We start from the raw sequence: 18,547 nt of genomic DNA on the forward strand, positions 1-18,547 counted from the left end.
CCCCACGCGCTCACTATGCGTGAGGCACCAGCCCACGCTTCGCGCTCACTTCTACGTGAGGCACCTCGCGGGAGATCAGAACGGCGGGGGTTCGTTGTCGGGTTGGGGTGGGCCGGGTCCGGTGTGGCTGGGGTCTTGGGTTGCTGGGGTGGTGCGGGCGCGGTGGTTGTGTCGGCGTTCGGTGGCGATGCGCTGGGCCCGGTCTTGCGCGCGGGTGCGCCGCCGTTTGGGCATCATCGCGGTGCGCTCGCCGCAGTAGTCCAACGGTGGGTCGGCTTCGGGTGCCGGGAGACCGCCGGTGGCGCGGCACAGGCTGGGAAAAAGCAGGGCACTGCCCGGGGTGGTGACGTAGGTGTGCCCGGCCGGTGAGGTCAGGATCAGGGTGCCGTCGGGCAGTTGCTTGTCCCGCCAGCCCCAAAACGTTTTCACCAAATGATGGGTACGGCAATAACATTTGAGGTTGGCCGCATGGGTGGGCCCGCCGTCGGCGTAGGGGATCGTATGGTCGAGGTCGCAATCGACCGCGGGCCGGTCACAGCCGGGCCAGCGGCAGGTCAGATCCCGGCAGCGCACGAAATCGGCCAGCGCCTGCGACGGCGCGTATCCCGGCTCGGGTGGGGCGTCGGCCGGGTGGACCAGCGGCACCAGCTTTGCCGACTTGGCCAGTTCGGCAACGAGTTCGGGTGCGATGAGCCCGTCGGCTGCCACCAGGGAGCCCGGCGTCGACCCGCTGCCGTCGAGGCTGGCTTGGTCGGCGATCACATGAATAACGACCGGTGGTGGCGCCGGCCGGCCCCCGGCCGCGCAGTCGGGCCGCCCGCAGCGACAGCCCAGCCGATCGGCCCCCGCGGCCAACGCGCCCAGCGCATCGGCGCGGCGCTGCTGGCGGCTGCGCGGATCGTGCGCACACACGGTGGCCGCCAGCGCGGTCAACCGCTTGTCCAGGGCGTGCGCGTCCGGGGTCAACAGGCTGCCGTGGATCTCGCAGACACCGTCGACGCAATCCGTGATCCAGATCTCCCGATCGGCCTGGTGCTCCTGGCGCCGCCGCACCGCATCGGCGTCGGCGCGGGCCACGATCTTGTCGACCTGCCCGGCCAGCCGACCCCGGCTCAGCGACGGCCACCGCGGCACCTTGGCGGCCAGCTCGGCGTCCACCGCCGCTAGCACCTCGCGGTCGGTGATCAGGTCGGTGCGATACACGATCGTCTGAAACATCCGATAGTCGATATCGCCGGCCTTGAACACTTCAGCCACCCGCGGCAGCCGCTCCCGCATCGCCCGCGCGTAGCGCAGCCGGCTACCCGCCAGCCCCTGACTGATCCGCAACGCAGCGGCCAGCTCGGCGGCCACCGCCTCCATCGTGTCGATCGCCCAGTCCTCGTTCTCCGAGCAGCGCGCCAACCGGTAGCCGAACAAGTCGCCAATCGCGGCCAGCTGCGCGGCCGCGGCCCGGTTCTCCGCCCGCGACGCCGAGCAGATCCGATCCACCATCGCCGCGGACTCCGCGGTGGCCGACGGGTAACGCCGCTCAACGAGCTCATCGAAGCGGGCGATCACCTCCGGCGCAGACCCACGACCAACCATCTGTTCGAACACGCATTCGATCATAACTGGCTGCACTGACAGACTGTGGTTACGGCGGCTGCCCCTGGTCGGCCTTTGTCGCTAGTCGGTTGCGGAACACTTCAACACAAGACGGCGGGAAGCCGTCGACTCCAGCGGGCATGCCCGAGCATCGAAATCAATCACGATGCGCCGCCACGTATCCTGTTGTGGACTTATACCAGCGGGGAAGGGCAACAGTGGCGCTCGTCGTGCAGAAGTACGGCGGATCCTCGGTGGCCGACGCCAACCGGATTCGCCGCGTCGCTGAGCGCATCGTGGAGACCAAACGGCAGGGAAATGAGGTGGTGGTCGTAGTTTCTGCGATGGGTGACACCACCGACGACCTACTGGACCTGGCCCAGCAGGTATGCCCGGCTCCGCCGCCCCGCGAACTCGACATGCTACTGACCGCCGGTGAACGCATCTCCAACGCGTTGGTGGCCATGGCCATCGAGTCCCTGGGCGCGCACGCCCGGTCGTTCACCGGGTCGCAGGCCGGCGTGATCACCACCGGCACCCACGGCAACGCCAAGATCATCGACGTCACGCCGGGCCGGCTGCAAGCCGCCCTCGCCGAGGGCCGCGTCGTCTTGGTGGCCGGCTTTCAGGGCGTCAGCCAGGACAGCAAGGACGTCACCACGCTGGGCCGCGGCGGCTCGGACACCACGGCGGTCGCGCTGGCCGCCGCTCTGGGCGCCGACGTCTGTGAGATCTACACCGATGTGGACGGGATCTTCAGCGCGGATCCGCGGATTGTGCACAACGCCCGCAAGCTGGACACGGTGACCTTCGAGGAGATGCTCGAGATGGCGGCCTGCGGGGCCAAGGTGCTCATGCTGCGCTGCGTGGAATATGCCCGCCGCTACAACATTCCGGTGCATGTCCGGTCCTCGTACTCGGACAAACCGGGCACCGTCGTTACCGGATCGATCAAGGACATACCCATGGAAGACCCCATCCTGACCGGAGTCGCGCACGACCGCAGCGAGGCCAAGGTGACCATCGTTGGGCTGCCCGACATCCCGGGGTATGCGGCCAAGGTGTTCCGGGCGGTGGCCGACGCCGACGTGAACATCGACATGGTGCTGCAGAACGTCTCCAAGGTCGAGGACGGCAAGACCGACATCACCTTCACCTGCTCCCGCGACGTCGGGCCCGTCGCGGTGGCCAAGCTGGATTCACTCAAGGACGAAATCGGGTTCACCCAGCTGCTCTACGACGACCAGATCGGCAAGGTGTCGTTAATCGGGGCGGGCATGCGCAGTCACCCCGGGGTGACGGCGACCTTCTGTGAGGCGTTGGCAGCGGTCGGGGTCAACATCGAGCTGATCTCCACCTCCGAGATCCGGATCTCGGTGCTGTGCCGCGACACCGAACTGGACAAGGCCGTGGTCGCGTTGCACGAGGCGTTCGGGCTCGGCGGCGACGAGGAGGCGACGGTCTATGCGGGGACGGGCAGGTAAATGGTCGCGATAGGAGTTGTCGGGGCCACCGGTCAGGTGGGCCAGGTGATGCGCACCCTGCTCGACGTGCGCGATTTCCCCGCGACCACGGTGCGGTTCTTCGCTTCGGCCCGATCGCAGGGCCGCAAGCTGGCCTTCCGCGGCCAGGAGATCGAAGTGGAAGACGCCGAAACGGCCGACCCGACCGGCCTGGACATCGCGTTGTTCTCCGCCGGGTCGGCGATGTCGAAGGTGCAGGCGCCGCGGTTTGCCGCGGCCGGGGTCACGGTGATCGACAACTCGTCGGCGTGGCGCAGGGATCCCGACGTGCCGTTGGTGGTGTCCGAGGTGAACTTCGCGCGGGATGCGACCAACCGGCCCAAGGGCATCATCGCCAACCCGAACTGCACCACCATGGTCGCGATGCCGGTGCTCAAGGTGCTGCACGACGAAGCCCAGCTGGTGCGGCTGGTGGTCTCGTCGTATCAGGCGGTGTCCGGCAGCGGCCTGGCCGGGGTGGCCGAACTGGCCGCGCAGGTGCGTGCGGTGGTCGACGACGCCGAGCGGTTGGTGCACCACGGCGGCGCCGTGGCCTTCCCAGCGCCGGAGAAATACGTCGCGCCGATCGCGTTCAACGTGGTGCCGCTGGCCGGATCCTTGGTGGACGACGGGTCCGGCGAGACCGACGAGGATCAGAAGCTGCGCTTCGAGAGCCGCAAAATTCTCGGCATCCCCGACCTGCGGGTCAGCGGCACCTGCGTGCGGGTTCCGGTGTTCACCGGGCACTGCCTGTCGATCAACGCCGAGTTCACCCGCCCGCTCTCGCCGGAGCGGGCCCGGGAGCTGCTTGTCGGGGCCCCGGGCGTCAAGCTGGTCGACGTGCCCACGCCGCTGGCCGCGGCCGGTGTCGACGAATCTCTGGTCGGCCGCATCCGACAAGATCCGGGGGTGCCGAACGGGTGTGGCCTGGCGCTGTTCGTCTCGGGGGACAACCTGCGCAAGGGGGCGGCGCTGAACACCATCCAGATTGCCGAGTTGCTGGCCGCCGAATTGTGATCCGCGGGTGAGTTCCACCCGGGTCGCGCAGGGCGCGCTGTTCGTCGTGTTGTTTTTGGTTGCCCCGCAGTGTGTTTGGTATGCACGCGCCGATCCGCCGGCACCGGTGCCGCAGCCGATCCTGCCGCCGCTGGCACCGGGTCAGGTCCTGCGGATCGGTCCGACGGCCGGCACCGGAACTCCCACCGGGGACTACGGCATCGGCGCCACCGACCTGTGCGAGTTCGTGGAATTTCCCAGCCAGCTGCTGCAGGTGTGCGGCGACAGCTTCGCCGGCCAGGGCGTCGGGTTCGGTGGTTGGTACGCGCCGGTGGCGCTGCACGTCGACACCGAGTCGGTGGACGATCCGGCCGGGGTGCGTTACACGGGTGTCACCGGCGTCGGCAAGCCGCTGCTGGCCGACCCCACGCCACCCGGGGATTCACAGCTGCCCGCCGGGGTGGTGCAGATCAACCGTCGCAACTATGTGATGGTGACCACCGCCAAGGAGCTGGAGCCACTGAACTCCCGGCTCGTCAAGGCCGAGCCGGCACGCGGCGGCTGGCCGACGGTGGCGGGGTCGCGGCGCGACGCCTCCTACCAGGACGGGCGGCAGACCCAGATCAGCGGGTATTACGACCCGGTTCCCACACCCGATTCACCGACCGGGTGGGTGTACATCGTGGCCGACAGCTTCACCCGCAGGCAGTCGGCGGTGCTCTACCGGGTTCCCCCGGAAGGGTTCACCGACCGGTCGCGCTGGCAGGGCTGGGCGGCCGGGCCCGGCGGCGGGTGGAACAAGCCGCCGACACCGCTCTGGCCCGACCAGGTCGGCGAGATGAGCATCCGTCAGATCGACGGCCAGACCGTGTTGTCATATTTCAACGCCAGCACGGGGGACATGGAGGTTCGGGTGGCCCGCCACCCAACACTGCTGGGTGCGGCGCCGGTGACCACGGTGGTGCGCCACGACGAGTGGCCCGAACCGGCGGAAAGCCTGCCGCCCCCGTACGACAACCGACTCGCACAACCGTATGGCGGCTACATCTCGCCCGGATCCACCATTGATGAGGTACGGATCTTCGTCAGCCAGTGGAATACCCGCGCCCGGCAGAGCGCGCCGTACCGGGTGATTCAGTTCGCGGTCAACCCGTTCAAGCCGGACTCCGAGGACTAGCCCGCGCTCGTGTCCGCCGAAAACGGCGCGGGTTTCGGCTCACAGCTGCTACCTAAGTAGCGCATAGCCAAGGCTAGTGGTTGGCCGGGCATCATGTCGACTCATGAGCGAAACGTCTGAAACCCCAACCGCGCTGACGTCAACCGCAACGGCACCGCCGGCGCCCACGGTCCCGGCGACCCACCAGATCCCCAAGGTCTTCAAGGCCGCGGCCTGGGTGGTGATCGTCGCCGGCATCGTGTTCATCGTGTCGGTCATCTTCTTCACCGGGTTCCGGCTGGGCATGCTCAGCGGCCACGGCCACCCGCGTGACCACAAGAATCACGCGGTAATCCACCGTCCGGCAGCTCCCACCGGCGCCCCGGCGGTGAATCCGGGCACCGGCCCCGCCGGACCGGCCCAGGCGCCCGCCTCGGTTGCGCCGTCGACACCCGCCCGCTGAAACGCCCGGCAAATTCACGACAACTTTGTCGCCGTAGCTCTTTACGGTCCTCGCAGCCCTGAGCAATAGTCAACTCATGACCGAAGCGCCCGAGCCCCCAGCCCCACCCGCTGCCGTCGCCACCGCCCCGCCGCCACCGCCTCCGGAAAAGATCCCCAGGTTGTACCGGGCCGCGGCCTGGGTGGTGATCGTTGCGGGAATCGTATTCATCGCGGCGACCATCTTCTTTACCGGCGCAGCGGTCGCCGGGGGCGGGAAGTGCCCTTACTTCCGCCACCATCATCACGGCATGTTCCGGCCCGCAGATCCCGCAGGCCCCGCGGCGCCCGGTCCGTGGGGATGGCAGTTCAGGTTCCCCGGCGGACCGCCTCCCCCGGGTATGGGGCCCGGGTTCCCCGGCGGCCCGGGTGGCCCCGGCGGTCCCGGTGGTCCGACCGCCGGACAGCTGGGTCCCGGTCCGGGTCAGCCGCCGACAACCACCGGTCCGACTACGATGCCGGCACGCCCCTAGTGGCTGGCCAAAAGCATCATTCGCGCGTCATCGGATTCGTGTGGCCCGCGCGACGGCATAGCGAAAGCGATGTACGCGCAACCCCATTGGGCTATCAGCTACTTGGCACAAAGGGGCGGTGACGTAGGAACATGGGCCAGCTTGGGGCCCTGGGATTTCAGCGAAATCAGCCCGCCAACTAGGAGATGGCGAAATGACGGAGCGCTACACCACCACCGACGCCGGCGGCCCGGCGCCCAGTGACGATCAGTCGTTGACGGTGGGCCCCGATGGCCCGATCCTGCTGCAGGATCACTACCTCATCGAGCAGATGGCGATGTTCAATCGGGAGCGCATCCCGGAACGCCAGCCGCATGCCAAGGGTGGCGGCGCGTTCGGCCATTTCGAGGTGACGGGCGACGTCAGTCGCTACACCAGGGCCGCGGTGTTTCAGCCGGGCGCTACGACCGAGACGCTGATCCGGTTCTCCACCGTCGCCGGCGAGCGGGGCAGTCCGGACACGTGGCGGGATCCGCGCGGTTTCGCGGTGAAGTTTTACACGTCGGAGGGCAACTTCGACATGGTGGGCAACAACACGCCGATCTTTTTTATCCGTGACCCGTTGAAGTTTCAGCATTTCATCCGTTCGCAAAAGCGAATGGCGGCAAGCAACTTGCGTGATCACAACATGCAGTGGGATTTTTGGACGCTCTCGCCGGAGTCGGCGCATCAGGTGACCTGGTTGATGGGTGATCGGGGCATCCCCAGAAGCTGGCGGCACATGAACGGCTACGGCAGCCACACCTACAGCTGGATCAACGCCGCCGGTGAGATCTTCTGGGTGAAATACCATTTCATCACCGATCAGGGCATCGAGTTCCTCAACCAACGGGACGCCGACCGGCTGGCCGGCGAGGATGGCGACTACCACCAGCGGGATCTCTACCGGGCGATCGAGCGTGGCGAGTATCCGAGTTGGACGCTGAAGATGCAGATCATGCCGTTCGAGCAGGCCAAGGCGTATCGGTTCAACCCGTTCGACCTGACCAAGGTGTGGCCGCACGCCGACTTCCCGTTGGTCGAGGTGGGCAGGTTGACGCTGGACCGCAACGTCACCGATTACCACACCGAAATCGAGCAGGCGGCCTTCGAGCCCAACAGCCTCGTGCCGGGCACCGGGTTGAGCCCGGACAAGATGTTGCTGGCGCGCGGTTTCTCCTACGCCGACGCGCACCGGGCGCGGTTGGGCACCAATTACAAGCAGATCCCGGTCAATTCACCGAAGGTCCAGGTGCACAGCTACTCCAAAGACGGGGCGATGCGGATCGCCAACGTGTCGGATCCGGTGTATGCGCCCAACTCCTACGGGGGTCCGCATGCCGATCCGGCACGCGCCGCCGAGGTGCGCTGGTATGCCGACGGTGACATGGTCCGGGCCGCCTACACGCTGCGCGCCGAGGACGACGATTGGGGTCAGGCCGGCACCTTGGTGCGCGAGGTTCTCGACGATGATGCTCGGGACCGTTTGGTGCACAACATCATTGGTCATGTCTGCAAGGGTGTGCGGGAGCCGGTGCTGTCGCGGGTGTTCCAGTATTGGCGCAACGTCGACCCCGATCTGGGCAAGGCGGTCGAAGCGGGCGTTCGGGCCAACCTGAGTTAGGCCTTCGGCGTGCCTGGCATGATCGAGCCCATGTCAACCATGCGGTTCGCCGCCTCGGTCGTGACGCTGACCGCCGGCGCCGCGCTGGCCGTCCCCGTCGCGGCGGCCACCCCGTCGGAGCCCGGCGTCGTCTCCTACGCGGTGCTGGGCCGGGGGTCGGTGGGCAACATCGTCGGCGGGCCGATGGGCTGGGAGTCGGTGTTCACCGAGCCGGTCCAGGGGTTCTGGGTCGATCTGCCGGCATGCAACAACTGGGCCGACATCGGGTTGCCCGAGGTGTACAACGACCCAGACCTGGCGTCGTTCAACGGCGCCACCACGCGGACGTCGGCCACCGACCAGACCCACTACGTCAAGCAGGCGGTCGGGGTATTCGCCACCAACGACGCCGCCGGCCGGGCATTCCACCGCGTCGTGGACCGGACCGTGGGCTGTTCGGGACAGACCACACCGATGCACCTGGACAACGGGACGACCCAGGTGTGGTCGTTCGCCGGTGGCCCCGCCACCGGCGCCGACGCGGCATGGATCAAGCAGGAAGCGGGCACCGACCGGCGCTGCTTCAACCAGACCCGGCTGCGGGAAAACGTGTTGCTGCAGGCAAAGGTCTGCCAATCGGGCAACGCCGGCCCGGCGGTCAACGTGCTGGCCGGCGCCATGCAGAACGCGCTGGGCCAGTAGCGCGGCTGGGAGGTGGGCGGCAAGGTGGATACCCGTCCACCCGTCACAACGGGAATATGTCGGTGCGCTCTGGAAGATGAAGTGTTGGCGGCTATCGTTCCCGATAGCCGCGCAGGCTTCCGGCCCGGAGGGATCGTGATATGACGTTCGCCGCCATCACCGCCGCGGTTGCGGAGCTGGATCGCCCACCGGACGCGGACATCGCCAGTTCGGCGGCCGCCGCGCGATACATCGCGGACGGCTGTCTCGTCGACGGGCCGGTGGGTCGGGTCGGTCTGGAAATGGAGGCACACTGCTTTGACCCGGCGGACCCGATCCGCAGGCCGAGCTGGCAGGAAATCACCGATGTTCTGCGGTGGTTGAGCCCGCTGCCGGGCGGCAGCGTGGTCAGCGTGGAACCCGGCGGTGCCGTGGAACTGTCGAGTCCGCCCGCCGATGGTGTCGTGCCGGCCATCGACGCGATGGCCTGCGACCAGGCCGTGCTGCGGTCGGCCTTCGCCGACGCCGGGCTGGGCCTGGTTTTTCTGGGCGCCGACCCGCTGCGCCCGCCCGAACGGATCAACCCGGGCGGGCGCTATCGCGCCATGGAACGCTATTTCGACGCCAGCCGCGGTGGGTCCGCGGGCGCGGCGATGATGACCTCGACCGCCTCGATCCAGGTCAATGTGGACGCCGGACCGCGGGACGGATGGGCGGCGCGGGTGCGGCTGGCCCACGCCCTGGGGCCGACGATGATCGCGATCACCGCCAACTCCCCGATGCTGGCCGGCAAGTTTTCCGGCTGGCAGTCCACCCGGCAGCGGGTGTGGGGGCAGATGGACTCGGCGCGCTGCGGGCCGATTCTCGGCGTCAGCGGCGACGACCCTGGCACCGACTGGGCGCGCTATGCCCTCAAGGCGCCGGTGATGCTGGTGCACAACCCGGACGCCGTCGCGGTCACCCGCTACGTGCCGTTCACCGACTGGGTGGACGGCCGGGTTCTGCTCGGCGATCGTCGTCCCACCGTCGCCGATCTGGAGTACCACCTGACCACGCTGTTCCCCCCGGTGCGTCCGCGGCAGTGGCTGGAGATTCGCTACCTGGACAGTGTGCCCGACGCGGTGTGGCCGGCGGTGTTGTTCACGCTGGTGACCCTGCTCGACGACCCGGTGGCGGCCGAGTTGGCCGCCGAGGCCGTGCAACCGGTGGCCACCGCCTGGGACACCGCGGCCCGGGTCGGCCTGGATGACCGCCGGCTCTACCTGGCGGCCAACCGGTGTCTGGCCATCGCCGCGCGGCGGGTGCCCGCCGAACTCGCCGACCCGATGCACCGGTTGCTGGACGACGTCGAGCGGGGCCGCTGCCCCGCTGACGACTTTTCCGACCGGGTGATCGAGCACGGCATCGCGCCGACGGTCACCCGGTTGGCGCGAGGCGGGCTGTGACCGTACGCGAAGGGTTGGCCCGCGACCTGGACCGGGCGCGCGCGCGGACGCTGCGGCTGGTCGATTTCGACGACGCCGAACTGTGTCGTCAGTACGACCCGTTGATGAGCCCCCTGGTGTGGGACCTGGCGCACATCGGTCAGCAGGAGGAGCTGTGGCTGTTGCGCGGCGGTGACCCGGCACGGCCCGGGATCTTGCCGCCGGAGGTCGACGGCCTCTACGACGCCTTCGTGCACTCGCGCGCCAGTCGGGTCGAGCTGCCGCTGCTGTCCCCACGACGGGCGCGGTCATATTGTCAGACGGTGCGCTCGGCGGCGCTGGATGCTCTGGACGCTCTCCCGCACGACGCCGGCGACTTCGAGTTCGCGCTGGTGGTCAGCCACGAAAACCAGCACTGCGAAACCATGCTGCAGGCCCTGAACCTGCGGCCCGGCGCGCCGCTGCTGCGCGACACCGAGCCGCTGCCGGCGGGGCGGCCCGGGCTGGCCGGCACGTCGGTGCTGGTGCCCGGTGGGCCGTTCGTGCTGGGTGTAGACGCCGCAAGCGAACCGTACTCGTTGGACAACGAGCGCCCGGCCCACGTCGTGGACGTGCCGGCATTCCGGATCGGGCGGGTTCCGGTCACCAACGGCGAGTGGCTACGTTTCATCGAGGACGGCGGCTACACCCAGCCGCGGTGGTGGTCGGACCGCGGCTGGCAGCATCGGCAGCGCGCGGGCCTGACGGCGCCGCAATTCTGGAGCCCCGACGGACGAACCCGCACGCGGTTCGGCCACGTCGAGGAGATTCCCGCCGACGAGCCGGTGCAGCATGTCACCTTCTTCGAGGCCGAGGCGTACGCGGCGTGGGCCGGCGCCCGGCTGCCCACCGAGGTCGAATGGGAGAAGGCTTGCGCGTGGGATCCGGCGACGGGCACCCGGCGCCGCTACCCGTGGGGAGCTGAGGAGCCCTCGCCCAACCGCGCCAACTTGGGTGGCGCCACGTTGCGCCCGGCGCCGGTCGGAGCCTACCCGGCCGGCGCCTCGGCCTGCGGGGCCGAGCAGATGCTGGGCGACGTCTGGGAATGGACCACGTCACCGCTGCGTCCCTGGCCGGGGTTTGTCCCGATGATCTACCGGCGGTACTCGCAGCCATTCTTCTTTGGTGATTACCGGGTGCTGCGGGGCGGGTCGTGGGCGGTGGAGCCGGCCATCCTGCGGCCCAGCTTCCGCAACTGGGATCACCCGTACCGTCGTCAGATCTTTGTCGGCGTCCGGCTGGTGTGGGACGTCTGATGTGCCGTCACCTGGGTTGGCTCGGCGCCGAGGTCACGATTTCCTCGCTGGTGCTCGACCCGCCGCAGGGTCTGCGGGTGCAGTCCTACGCGCCGCGCCGGCAAAAGTACGGCCTGATGAACGCCGACGGCTGGGGCGTCGGCTTTTTCGACGGCCGGGTGCCCCGGCGCTGGCGCGGCGCGGTGCCGCTATGGGGGGAGAGGTCGTTCGAATCGGTCGCGCCGGCCCTGCGCAGCCACTGTGTGGTGGCCACGGTGCGTTCGGCGACCGTCGGCATGCCGATCGAAGTCAGCGCGACCGCGCCGTTCACCGACGGTCACTGGCTGTTGTCGCACAACGGTGTGGTGGACCGTGCAGTGTTGCCGGCCAGTTTGTCAGCCGAATCCGTGTGTGACAGCGCGATACTGGCGGCCGTCGTGTTCGCGCGTGGTATGGACGCACTGGGTGATACCGTTGTCGAGATCGCGGCCGCCGATCCCCTTGCGCGACTGAACATCTTGGCGGCCGACGGTTCCCGGCTGGTCGCTACCGCCTGGGGAGACACGCTATCAATCCTGCGCCGCGGCGACGGTGTGGTGTTGGCCAGCGAACCCTACGACGACGATCCGGACTGGGAGGACGTGCCGGACCGTCACCTGGTGGATGTCATTGGGAATCACGTCGCATTGACCGCGCTGGGTTGAGAAAGGATTCCGATGACGCTGTCGCTGTCCAACCACCTGGCCGAGGACTCGGCGTACCATGCGTTGCGCCGCGACGTGCTCGAAGGGCTGCGAAAGACACCGAAATCGTTGCCGCCCAAGTGGTTCTACGACTCAGTGGGCAGTGAGCTGTTCGACCAGATCACCCGGCTGCCGGAGTACTACCCCACCCGTGCCGAGGCCGCGATCCTGCGGGCCCACTCGGCCGACATCGCGTCGGCCAGCGAGGCCGACACCGTGGTCGAATTGGGCAGCGGGACGTCGGAGAAGACCCGCATGCTGCTGAATGCGCTGCGCGACCGTGGATCACTCTGCGGATTCGTGCCATTCGACGTCGACGCCAATGTGCTGTCGGCGACCGCCGCCGCCATCCAAGCCGAATACTCGGGCGTCGAGATCCACGCTGTCTGTGGCGATTTTGAGGAGCATTTGACCGAAATCCCCGGCGGCGGGCGGCGGCTGTTCGTGTTCTTGGGATCCACGATCGGCAACCTCACGCCCGGGCCCCGCGCGCAGTTTCTCGCCACCCTGGCCGGGGTCATGCAACCGGGTGACAGCCTGCTGCTGGGCACCGACCTGGTCAAGGACGCCGGCCGGCTGGTGCGGGCCTACGACGACGCCGCCGGCGTGACGGCCCGGTTCAATCGCAATGTGCTGGCGGTGATCAACCGGGAACTCGACGCCGATTTCGACGTCGACGCCTACCGGCACGTCGCCCGGTGGAACGTCGACGAGGAGCGCATCGAAATGTGGCTGCGCGCCGAGCGTCGCCAGCGAGTGCGCATCGGCGCGCTGGACCTGACCGTCGACTTTCGGGCCGGCGAGGAGATGCTCACCGAGGTCTCGTGCAAGTTCCGTCCGGACGCGGTGCGCGCCGAGCTGGCCGAGGCGGGATTGCGCCGCATCCGGTGGTGGACCGACGACGGCGGTGACTTCGGGTTGTCGCTGGCGGGCAAGTGAGCGACAGCCTGGCCGACCGGTGGCGGGCGGCCCGCCCGCCGGTCGCCGGGCTGCACCTGGACAGCGCGGCCTGTTCCCGCCAGAGTTTCGCGGTGCTGGCGGCCGCCGCGAAGCACGCGCTGCATGAGGCCGAGGTTGGCGGGTATGTCGCGGCCGAGGCCGCCACACCCGTGCTCAACGCCGGTCGCGCCGCGGTCGCCACGCTCTGCGGCATGGCCGAGGCCGAGGTGGTGTTCACCACCGGCTCGCTGCACGCGCTGGATCTGCTGCTGGGCGGCTGGCCGGGGGAGGGCCGCACGCTGGCCTGCCTGCCCGGCGAGTACGGCCCCAACCTGGCGGTGATGGCCGCCCACGGATTCACGGTGCGCCCGTTGCCGACCCTCGAGGATGGCCGGTTGGCGCTCGACGATGCGGCCCACCTGCTGGACGAGGATCCGCCCGACCTGGTCCACCTGACCCCGGTGGCCAGCCACCGCGGGGTGGTGCAACCGCTGGCGATGATGGCGAGGCTCTGCGGTGAGCTGGGGTTGCCGCTGGTGGTGGACGCCGCCCAGGCGCTGGGACAACTGGACTGTGCGGTGGGCGCCGACGCCATCTATTCGTCGTCACGCAAATGGATCGCCGGGCCGCGCGGTGTCGGATTTCTGGCCGTGCGACCCGACTTGATGGATCGGCTGACACCGAGGCTGCCGGCCCCGGAGTGGGCGTCGATGTCGGTGGCCCGCCAACTCGAGTTCGGCGAGGCCAATATCGCTGCGCGCGTAGGGTTTTCGGTGGCATTGGGGGAGCACCTGGGGTGCGGGCCGGAAAAGCTGCGCGCCAGGTTGGCCGAGCTGGGTGCTCTGACCCGGACCGCGCTGGCCGGCGTGGACGGCTGGCTGGTGGTCGAGGCGGTCGAGGAGCCGAGCGCGATCACCACGCTGGCACCGGTCGACGGTGCCGACCCCAAGGCCGTGCGGGACTGGCTGCTGGTCGAGCGGCGGATCGTCACCACCTGCGCCTCGGTGCACCGGGCGCCGCTGGAGCTGACGGGCCCGGTGCTGCGGATCTCACCACACGTGGACACCACGGCCGAGGATCTGCGGACCTTCGCCGACGCGCTGATCGCCGCGACCGCGGCGACCGCGGCTTGACGGCGCTACCCGGCCTTGTGTGCCGTCAGCAGGTAGGCGGGAAACTTCAGGCGGCCCTTGTCATCGCTGTCGTGTGCCGGAAACTCGATCGGCGGTCCGGGCAGTTGCGACGGAACCACGGGCACATTGGCGTGGATGAAGGCGGGTCGGATCTCGTCGACCTCCCAGTACTTGCTCACCGCGGCGCGCAACTCGTCCTCGTCGACTTCGTTGGGCTTGATTTCCAGCTCCGCCGGGAACGCGCCCCTGGCGAACACCAGCACGAAATAGCTGGCACCCGGGGCGGCCGCGCGGTGCACCGAACGCAGATAGCCGTCGCGGCCCTCCACCGGCAGCGAGTGAAACAGCGTGCTGTCGATCACCGTGTTGAAGCGGCCGTCATAACCGGAAAACTCGGTGATGTCGGCCTGCACGAAGCTGGCCGTGGTCAACCCGCGTTCTACGGCGGCCTTGGTGGCCGCCGCAACGGCCGTCGGCGTGATGTCGATGCCCACCACGGTGTAGCCGTCGGCGGCCAGCGCCAACGACAGCTCGGCGTACCCGCAGCCGGCGTCCAGCACGTCGCTGCGGACCTTTCCGGCCGCGATCAGCGCGGCCAGTTCGGGCTGCGGCTCACCGATGTTCCATGGCGGCGGTCCTTCGAACACGCCCTGCTCGCGGTACACACTGTCCCAATCCATTACCTCGTCGGTCATGGCTCCCAACCTACTGCGCCCAGGTGTGCACCGGTTGGTTGGCGTGCATGTGTTCGCAGTAGCGGCGCAGCATCTCGGCCAGCGCGGCACGCCGGGTCATTCCGCCGGCCTCCAGCGCCCGCACCGTGGCCACCTGCCAACTCGCCCCGTTGCGCCCGGTCTGGGCGCGGCCCTCGATGACGCCCAGAAACCGGTCGCGCACCTCGGCGTCCACACCCCAGCGACGCAATCCGTCGTGGGCCATCGGCAGCAACGTGCCCAACACCAGCTCCCGGGCGCTCACCTCGCCCAGGTCCGGCCAGAGCAGCCGGGCATCGCTGCCGTGCCTGGCTGCCGCCAGGAAATTGGCTTGTGCCGCAGCGAAACTCATTCTCGTCCACAGCGGGCGGTCGAATTCGGAGAGGCTGCGCAGCGCACCATAGTAGAAGGCCGAGTTGGCCAGCATGTCCACGACGGTGGGCCCGGCCGGCAACACCCGGTTCTCCAGCCGCAGGTGCGGCCGCCCGTCGACAACGTCATACACCGGCCGGTTCCAGCGGTACACCGTGCCGTTGTGCAGCCGCAATTCGGGAAGGTGCGGGGTGTGTCCGGCCGCCAGCTCGGCGACCGGGTCCTCGTCGGACACCTCGGGTAGCAGCGATGGGAAGTAGCGGATGTTTTCCTGGAACAGCTCGAGGACCGAGCCGATCCAACGTTCGCCGAACCACACCCGGGGTCGCACCCCCTGGGACTTCAGCTCTTCGGGTCGGGTGTCGGTGGACTGCCTGAACAGTTCGATCCGCGTTTCCGACCATAGCCGGTGACCGAAGAAGTAGGGCGAGTTCGCGCCCAGCGCCAGCTGCGGCCCGGCCAACACCTGGGCCGCGTTCCAATTGGCAGCGAAATCCTCCGCGGGCACCTGCAAATGCAATTGCATACTGGTGCAGGCGGATTCGGGAGCGATGGACGCCGCGTGCCAACTCAGCGGTTCCGGACCGGAGATGGCTATTGGGATGTCCTGGCCGCGGGCCTTGAAGATCGACTCGTTGAGGGCGGTGTACCGCCGTGATTCGCTCATCCAGCCGCCGGTCAGATGTTCGGGCATCAGCGTGGGCAGGATGCCGATCACCACGATGTGTGCGCGTGCGGAGTTGGCTTTTCTCTCGGCATCGTTGAGGCTGGCCCGTACCTCCTTCTCCAGGTCCAACCCGGTGTGTCCGGGAAGTGGGCGGGGCGGCACATTGAATTCGATATTGTAGGCGCCCAATTCGGTTTGGAAGGCCGGATCCGCGATGGCGTCCAGCACGTAACGGTTCGACATGGCGGGCTGGTAGTCGGCGTCGACGAGGTTGCATTCGATCTCCATGCCGGTGAGCGGCCGGTCGGATTCGAAGTCGAATCGCGCCAGCATGGTCTCGAAGACGTCCAGACACTGCCGCAGCTTGCGCCGGTATTCCCGCTGATGCGCGCGAGTGTATGTGGTGCGCTTGACCTCTTCGCCCACAGAGTCGATGCAACAGGGTTACCGCCCACCGCGCAACAAGCAGGATGGCGCATCAGATGCGAATCAAACTAGCATCTGGTGTATGCGCACCACGGTCGACCTCGATGACGACGTCCTGCGAGCGTTGAAGCAGCGTCAGCGTGAGGAGCGCAAACCCCTGGGGCAGTTGGTATCCGAGCTACTGGCGCAAGCACTCGCGGCCCAGCCTCGTCCAAATGTGGAGATCCGCTGGGTGACGGCCGACCTGCGGCCGCGCGTGGATCTGGACGACAAGGACGCCGTCTGGGCGATCCTCGACCGAGCATGAGCGAGACCTTCGACGTCGACATCCTGGTGTACGCGACGCATCGGGGCAGCCCGTTTCATGACAAGGCGAAGGCCCTCGTCGAACGGTTCCTGGCCGGACCGGGCATCGTCTACCTGCTGTGGCCGGTCGCCCTCGGCTACCTGCGCATCGTCACCCATCCGACATTGCTCGATTCGCCGCTGACGCCCGATGCCGCGGCCGACAACATCGAACAGTTCGTCGCTGTGCCACACGTGCGGCGGGTCGGCGAAATCGACGGATTCTGGTCTGCCTATCGGCGGGTCGCCGGCAGCGTCAAAGCCAAGGGCAACCTGGTTCCAGCTGCCCACCTCGTTGCGCTCATGCAGCAGCACGGCATCGCCACGATCTGGAGTCACGACCGTGACTTGCGAAAGTTCGAAGGGATCAAGGTGCGCGATCCCTTCGGCGGCTCGGTAGACCATCATGGACGGTGCACAGATAAGGAGAGCAGTTGGCCGAGTCCGCCGAATTCGTAGCCGCCATCGACCAGGGCACCACCAGCACCCGCTGCATGATCTTCAATCACGACGGTGCCGAGGTGGCCCGTCATCAACTCGAACACGAGCAGATCCTGCCCCGCGCCGGCTGGGTCGAGCACAATCCGGTCGAGATCTGGGAGCGCACCGCCTCGGTACTGATCTCGGTGCTGAACGCCACCGGGTTCTCGCCGAACGATATTGCGGCACTGGGGATTACAAACCAACGCGAGACGACGCTGGTGTGGAATAGGAGTACCGGCAGACCCTATTACAACGCGATCGTCTGGCAGGACACCCGCACCGACCGCATTGCGTCGGCGCTAGACCGGGACGGCCGCGGTGACGTGATCCGCCGCAAGGCCGGGTTGCCGCCGGCGACGTACTTCTCCGGCGGGAAGCTGCAGTGGATCCTGGAGAACGTCGACGGAGTACGCGCCGCCGCCGAAAAAGGTGACGCGCTGTTCGGCACGCCGGACACCTGGGTGCTGTGGAATCTGACCGGCGGGCCGCGCGGCGGCGCTCACGTCACCGATGTGACCAACGCCAGCCGCACCATGCTGATGGATCTGGAGACCCTGGACTGGGACGACGAGCTGCTGTCGTTCTTCGGGATTCCGCGGGCTATGCTGCCGGCCATCGCGCCGTCGTCACCGCTGCGGCCGTACGGGGTCACCACCGACACCGGGCCGGTCGGCGGCGGGGTGCCCATCACCGGGGTGCTCGGCGACCAGCACGCGGCCATGGTTGGTCAGGTGTGCCTGGACGCTGGCGAGGCCAAAAACACCTACGGCACCGGCAATTTCCTGCTGCTGAACACCGGCGAAGCGATCGTGCGCTCCGACAACGGCCTGCTGACCACCGTCTGCTACCAGTTTGGGGACGCCAAACCCGTGTACGCGCTGGAGGGTTCGATCGCGGTCACCGGCTCGGCGGTGCAGTGGCTGCGTGATCAGCTGGGCATCATCAGTGGGGCCGCGCAAAGCGAGGCGCTGGCACGTCAGGTCCCCGACAACGGCGGGGTGTATTTCGTGCCGGCGTTTTCCGGCTTGTTCGCCCCGTACTGGCGATCCGATGCGCGCGGCGCGATCGTCGGGTTGTCGCGGTTCAACACCAATGCCCATCTGGCGCGCGCGACGCTGGAGGCGATCTGCTATCAGAGCCGCGACGTGGTGGATGCCATGGAAGCGGATTCCGGTGTGCGCCTGGAGGTGTTAAAGGTCGACGGCGGGATCACCAGCAACGACTTGTGCATGCAGATCCAGGCCGATGTGCTGGGAGTGGACGTGGTACGGCCGGTGGTCGCCGAGACCACCGCGCTGGGCGCCGCCTATGCGGCGGGCCTGTCGGTGGGGTTCTGGGCCGATCCGTCGGACCTGCGGGCCAACTGGCACGAGGACAAGCGCTGGACACCGACGTGGAGCGACGAGCAGCGCGCGGCGGGATATGCCGGCTGGCGTAAGGCGGTGCAGCGGACCCTGGACTGGGTTGACGTGTCCTGAGGTCCCTTGCTCCGCCGGCGCCCTGGTGGCTTA

18 protein-coding genes and 1 pseudogene are annotated in these 18,547 nt (G+C 68.2%); 15 read left to right on the forward strand and 4 right to left on the reverse strand.

The window, feature by feature from the left end:
- Window positions 1-75: 75 nt before the first annotated feature.
- On the reverse strand, window positions 76-1,587 hold the full coding sequence (locus tag G6N20_RS18315) for an HNH endonuclease signature motif containing protein (RefSeq protein WP_163663276.1): 1,512 nt from the start codon (window positions 1,585-1,587) through the stop codon (window positions 76-78).
- A 218-nt stretch (window positions 1,588-1,805) separates the two neighbouring features.
- Here G6N20_RS18315 and G6N20_RS18320 point away from each other — a divergent pair, with 218 nt between their 5' ends.
- From G6N20_RS18320 to G6N20_RS18335, 4 genes are all read left to right on the forward strand, one after another.
- Window positions 1,806-3,071: an aspartate kinase gene (locus G6N20_RS18320; protein WP_083052607.1), complete on the forward strand. Its 1,266-nt coding sequence runs from the start codon at window positions 1,806-1,808 to the stop codon at window positions 3,069-3,071.
- A complete protein-coding gene (locus tag G6N20_RS18325; protein WP_083052610.1) occupies window positions 3,072-4,106 on the forward strand; it encodes an aspartate-semialdehyde dehydrogenase in 1,035 nt (344 codons plus the stop codon).
- Window positions 4,107-4,113: 7 nt separating this feature from the next.
- Window positions 4,114-5,262, forward strand: a complete 1,149-nt coding sequence (locus G6N20_RS18330) for a DUF4185 domain-containing protein (protein ID WP_083052613.1) — start codon at window positions 4,114-4,116, stop codon at window positions 5,260-5,262.
- Window positions 5,263-5,365: 103 nt separating this feature from the next.
- The gene (locus G6N20_RS18335; protein WP_083052616.1) at window positions 5,366-5,704 is read left to right on the forward strand and encodes a hypothetical protein; all 339 of its coding nucleotides are present in this window, start codon (window positions 5,366-5,368) and stop codon (window positions 5,702-5,704) included.
- Between the two features lie 69 nt (window positions 5,705-5,773).
- Here G6N20_RS18335 and G6N20_RS21515 read toward each other — a convergent pair whose 3' ends face one another.
- The gene (locus G6N20_RS21515) at window positions 5,774-5,914 is read right to left on the reverse strand and encodes a hypothetical protein (RefSeq protein ID WP_232065562.1); all 141 of its coding nucleotides are present in this window, start codon (window positions 5,912-5,914) and stop codon (window positions 5,774-5,776) included.
- Here G6N20_RS21515 and G6N20_RS18340 point away from each other — a divergent pair.
- The 8 genes from G6N20_RS18340 to egtE all read left to right on the forward strand — a co-directional run bounded on the left by G6N20_RS18340 (window position 5,889) and on the right by egtE (window position 14,030).
- On the forward strand, window positions 5,889-6,215 hold the full coding sequence (locus G6N20_RS18340) for a hypothetical protein (protein ID WP_232065543.1): 327 nt from the start codon (window positions 5,889-5,891) through the stop codon (window positions 6,213-6,215). The two genes, G6N20_RS21515 and G6N20_RS18340, sit on opposite strands and share 26 nt — an antisense overlap.
- A gap of 193 nt (window positions 6,216-6,408) precedes the next feature.
- Window positions 6,409-7,857 (forward strand): catalase, encoded by a 1,449-nt coding sequence (locus G6N20_RS18345; protein WP_083052082.1) that lies wholly within the window; start codon window positions 6,409-6,411, stop codon window positions 7,855-7,857.
- A gap of 39 nt (window positions 7,858-7,896) precedes the next feature.
- Window positions 7,897-8,538: a sensor domain-containing protein gene (locus tag G6N20_RS18350; RefSeq protein ID WP_142272207.1), complete on the forward strand. Its 642-nt coding sequence runs from the start codon at window positions 7,897-7,899 to the stop codon at window positions 8,536-8,538.
- Between the two features lie 140 nt (window positions 8,539-8,678).
- On the forward strand, window positions 8,679-9,962 hold the full coding sequence (gene egtA / locus G6N20_RS18355) for an ergothioneine biosynthesis glutamate--cysteine ligase EgtA (RefSeq protein WP_083052083.1): 1,284 nt from the start codon (window positions 8,679-8,681) through the stop codon (window positions 9,960-9,962).
- Window positions 9,959-11,236, forward strand: coding sequence for an ergothioneine biosynthesis protein EgtB (gene egtB / locus G6N20_RS18360; protein ID WP_083052084.1), 1,278 nt, complete (start codon window positions 9,959-9,961; stop codon window positions 11,234-11,236). The genes egtA and egtB overlap by 4 nt, the downstream gene beginning before the upstream one ends.
- Window positions 11,236-11,919, forward strand: a complete 684-nt coding sequence (egtC, locus tag G6N20_RS18365) for an ergothioneine biosynthesis protein EgtC (protein ID WP_083052085.1) — start codon at window positions 11,236-11,238, stop codon at window positions 11,917-11,919. The genes egtB and egtC overlap by 1 nt, the downstream gene beginning before the upstream one ends.
- Before the next feature lie 12 nt (window positions 11,920-11,931).
- A complete protein-coding gene (egtD, locus tag G6N20_RS18370) occupies window positions 11,932-12,897 on the forward strand; it encodes an L-histidine N(alpha)-methyltransferase (RefSeq protein ID WP_083052086.1) in 966 nt (321 codons plus the stop codon).
- Window positions 12,894-14,030, forward strand: coding sequence for an ergothioneine biosynthesis PLP-dependent enzyme EgtE (egtE, locus tag G6N20_RS18375; RefSeq protein ID WP_083052087.1), 1,137 nt, complete (start codon window positions 12,894-12,896; stop codon window positions 14,028-14,030). The genes egtD and egtE overlap by 4 nt, the downstream gene beginning before the upstream one ends.
- Window positions 14,031-14,035: 5 nt before the next feature.
- Here egtE and G6N20_RS18380 read toward each other — a convergent pair whose 3' ends face one another.
- On the reverse strand, window positions 14,036-14,725 hold the full coding sequence (locus tag G6N20_RS18380; protein WP_083052089.1) for a class I SAM-dependent methyltransferase: 690 nt from the start codon (window positions 14,723-14,725) through the stop codon (window positions 14,036-14,038).
- Window positions 14,726-14,735: 10 nt separating this feature from the next.
- Window positions 14,736-16,208 (reverse strand): glutamate--cysteine ligase, encoded by a 1,473-nt coding sequence (locus tag G6N20_RS18385; RefSeq protein ID WP_083052092.1) that lies wholly within the window; start codon window positions 16,206-16,208, stop codon window positions 14,736-14,738.
- Window positions 16,209-16,290: 82 nt separating this feature from the next.
- Here G6N20_RS18385 and G6N20_RS18390 point away from each other — a divergent pair, with 82 nt between their 5' ends.
- From G6N20_RS18390 to glpK, 3 genes and pseudogenes are all read left to right on the forward strand, one after another.
- Window positions 16,291-16,515: an antitoxin gene (locus tag G6N20_RS18390; RefSeq protein WP_083052095.1), complete on the forward strand. Its 225-nt coding sequence runs from the start codon at window positions 16,291-16,293 to the stop codon at window positions 16,513-16,515.
- Window positions 16,512-16,946 (forward strand): annotated as a pseudogene (locus G6N20_RS18395) (type II toxin-antitoxin system VapC family toxin); the annotation flags it as partial. The gene G6N20_RS18390 and the pseudogene G6N20_RS18395, both read left to right, overlap by 4 nt.
- A gap of 41 nt (window positions 16,947-16,987) precedes the next feature.
- The gene (gene glpK, locus G6N20_RS18400; protein ID WP_083052101.1) at window positions 16,988-18,514 is read left to right on the forward strand and encodes a glycerol kinase GlpK; all 1,527 of its coding nucleotides are present in this window, start codon (window positions 16,988-16,990) and stop codon (window positions 18,512-18,514) included.
- Window positions 18,515-18,547: the final 33 nt, after the last annotated feature.

The sequence above is a fragment of the Mycobacterium shinjukuense genome (assembly GCF_010730055.1).
Classification (GTDB): domain Bacteria; phylum Actinomycetota; class Actinomycetes; order Mycobacteriales; family Mycobacteriaceae; genus Mycobacterium; species Mycobacterium shinjukuense.

Excerpts from the sequence above, each read along its gene's own strand:
- egtA (WP_083052083.1), top strand. The coding sequence starts at position 8,679 with ATGACGTTCGCCGCCATCACCGCCGCGGTTGCGGAGCTGGATCGCCCA.
- G6N20_RS18335 (WP_083052616.1), top strand. The coding sequence starts at position 5,366 with ATGAGCGAAACGTCTGAAACCCCAACCGCGCTGACGTCAACCGCAACG.
- egtD (WP_083052086.1), top strand. The coding sequence starts at position 11,932 with ATGACGCTGTCGCTGTCCAACCACCTGGCCGAGGACTCGGCGTACCAT.
- G6N20_RS18325 (WP_083052610.1), top strand. The coding sequence starts at position 3,072 with ATGGTCGCGATAGGAGTTGTCGGGGCCACCGGTCAGGTGGGCCAGGTG.
- G6N20_RS18390 (WP_083052095.1), top strand. The coding sequence starts at position 16,291 with ATGCGCACCACGGTCGACCTCGATGACGACGTCCTGCGAGCGTTGAAG.
- G6N20_RS18350 (WP_142272207.1), top strand. The coding sequence starts at position 7,897 with ATGCGGTTCGCCGCCTCGGTCGTGACGCTGACCGCCGGCGCCGCGCTG.
- G6N20_RS21515 (WP_232065562.1), bottom strand. The coding sequence starts at position 5,914 with ATGAATACGATTCCCGCAACGATCACCACCCAGGCCGCGGCCCGGTAC.
- G6N20_RS18315 (WP_163663276.1), bottom strand. The coding sequence starts at position 1,587 with ATGGTTGGTCGTGGGTCTGCGCCGGAGGTGATCGCCCGCTTCGATGAG.
- G6N20_RS18380 (WP_083052089.1), bottom strand. The coding sequence starts at position 14,725 with ATGACCGACGAGGTAATGGATTGGGACAGTGTGTACCGCGAGCAGGGC.
- G6N20_RS18345 (WP_083052082.1), top strand. The coding sequence starts at position 6,409 with ATGACGGAGCGCTACACCACCACCGACGCCGGCGGCCCGGCGCCCAGT.
- egtC (WP_083052085.1), top strand. The coding sequence starts at position 11,236 with ATGTGCCGTCACCTGGGTTGGCTCGGCGCCGAGGTCACGATTTCCTCG.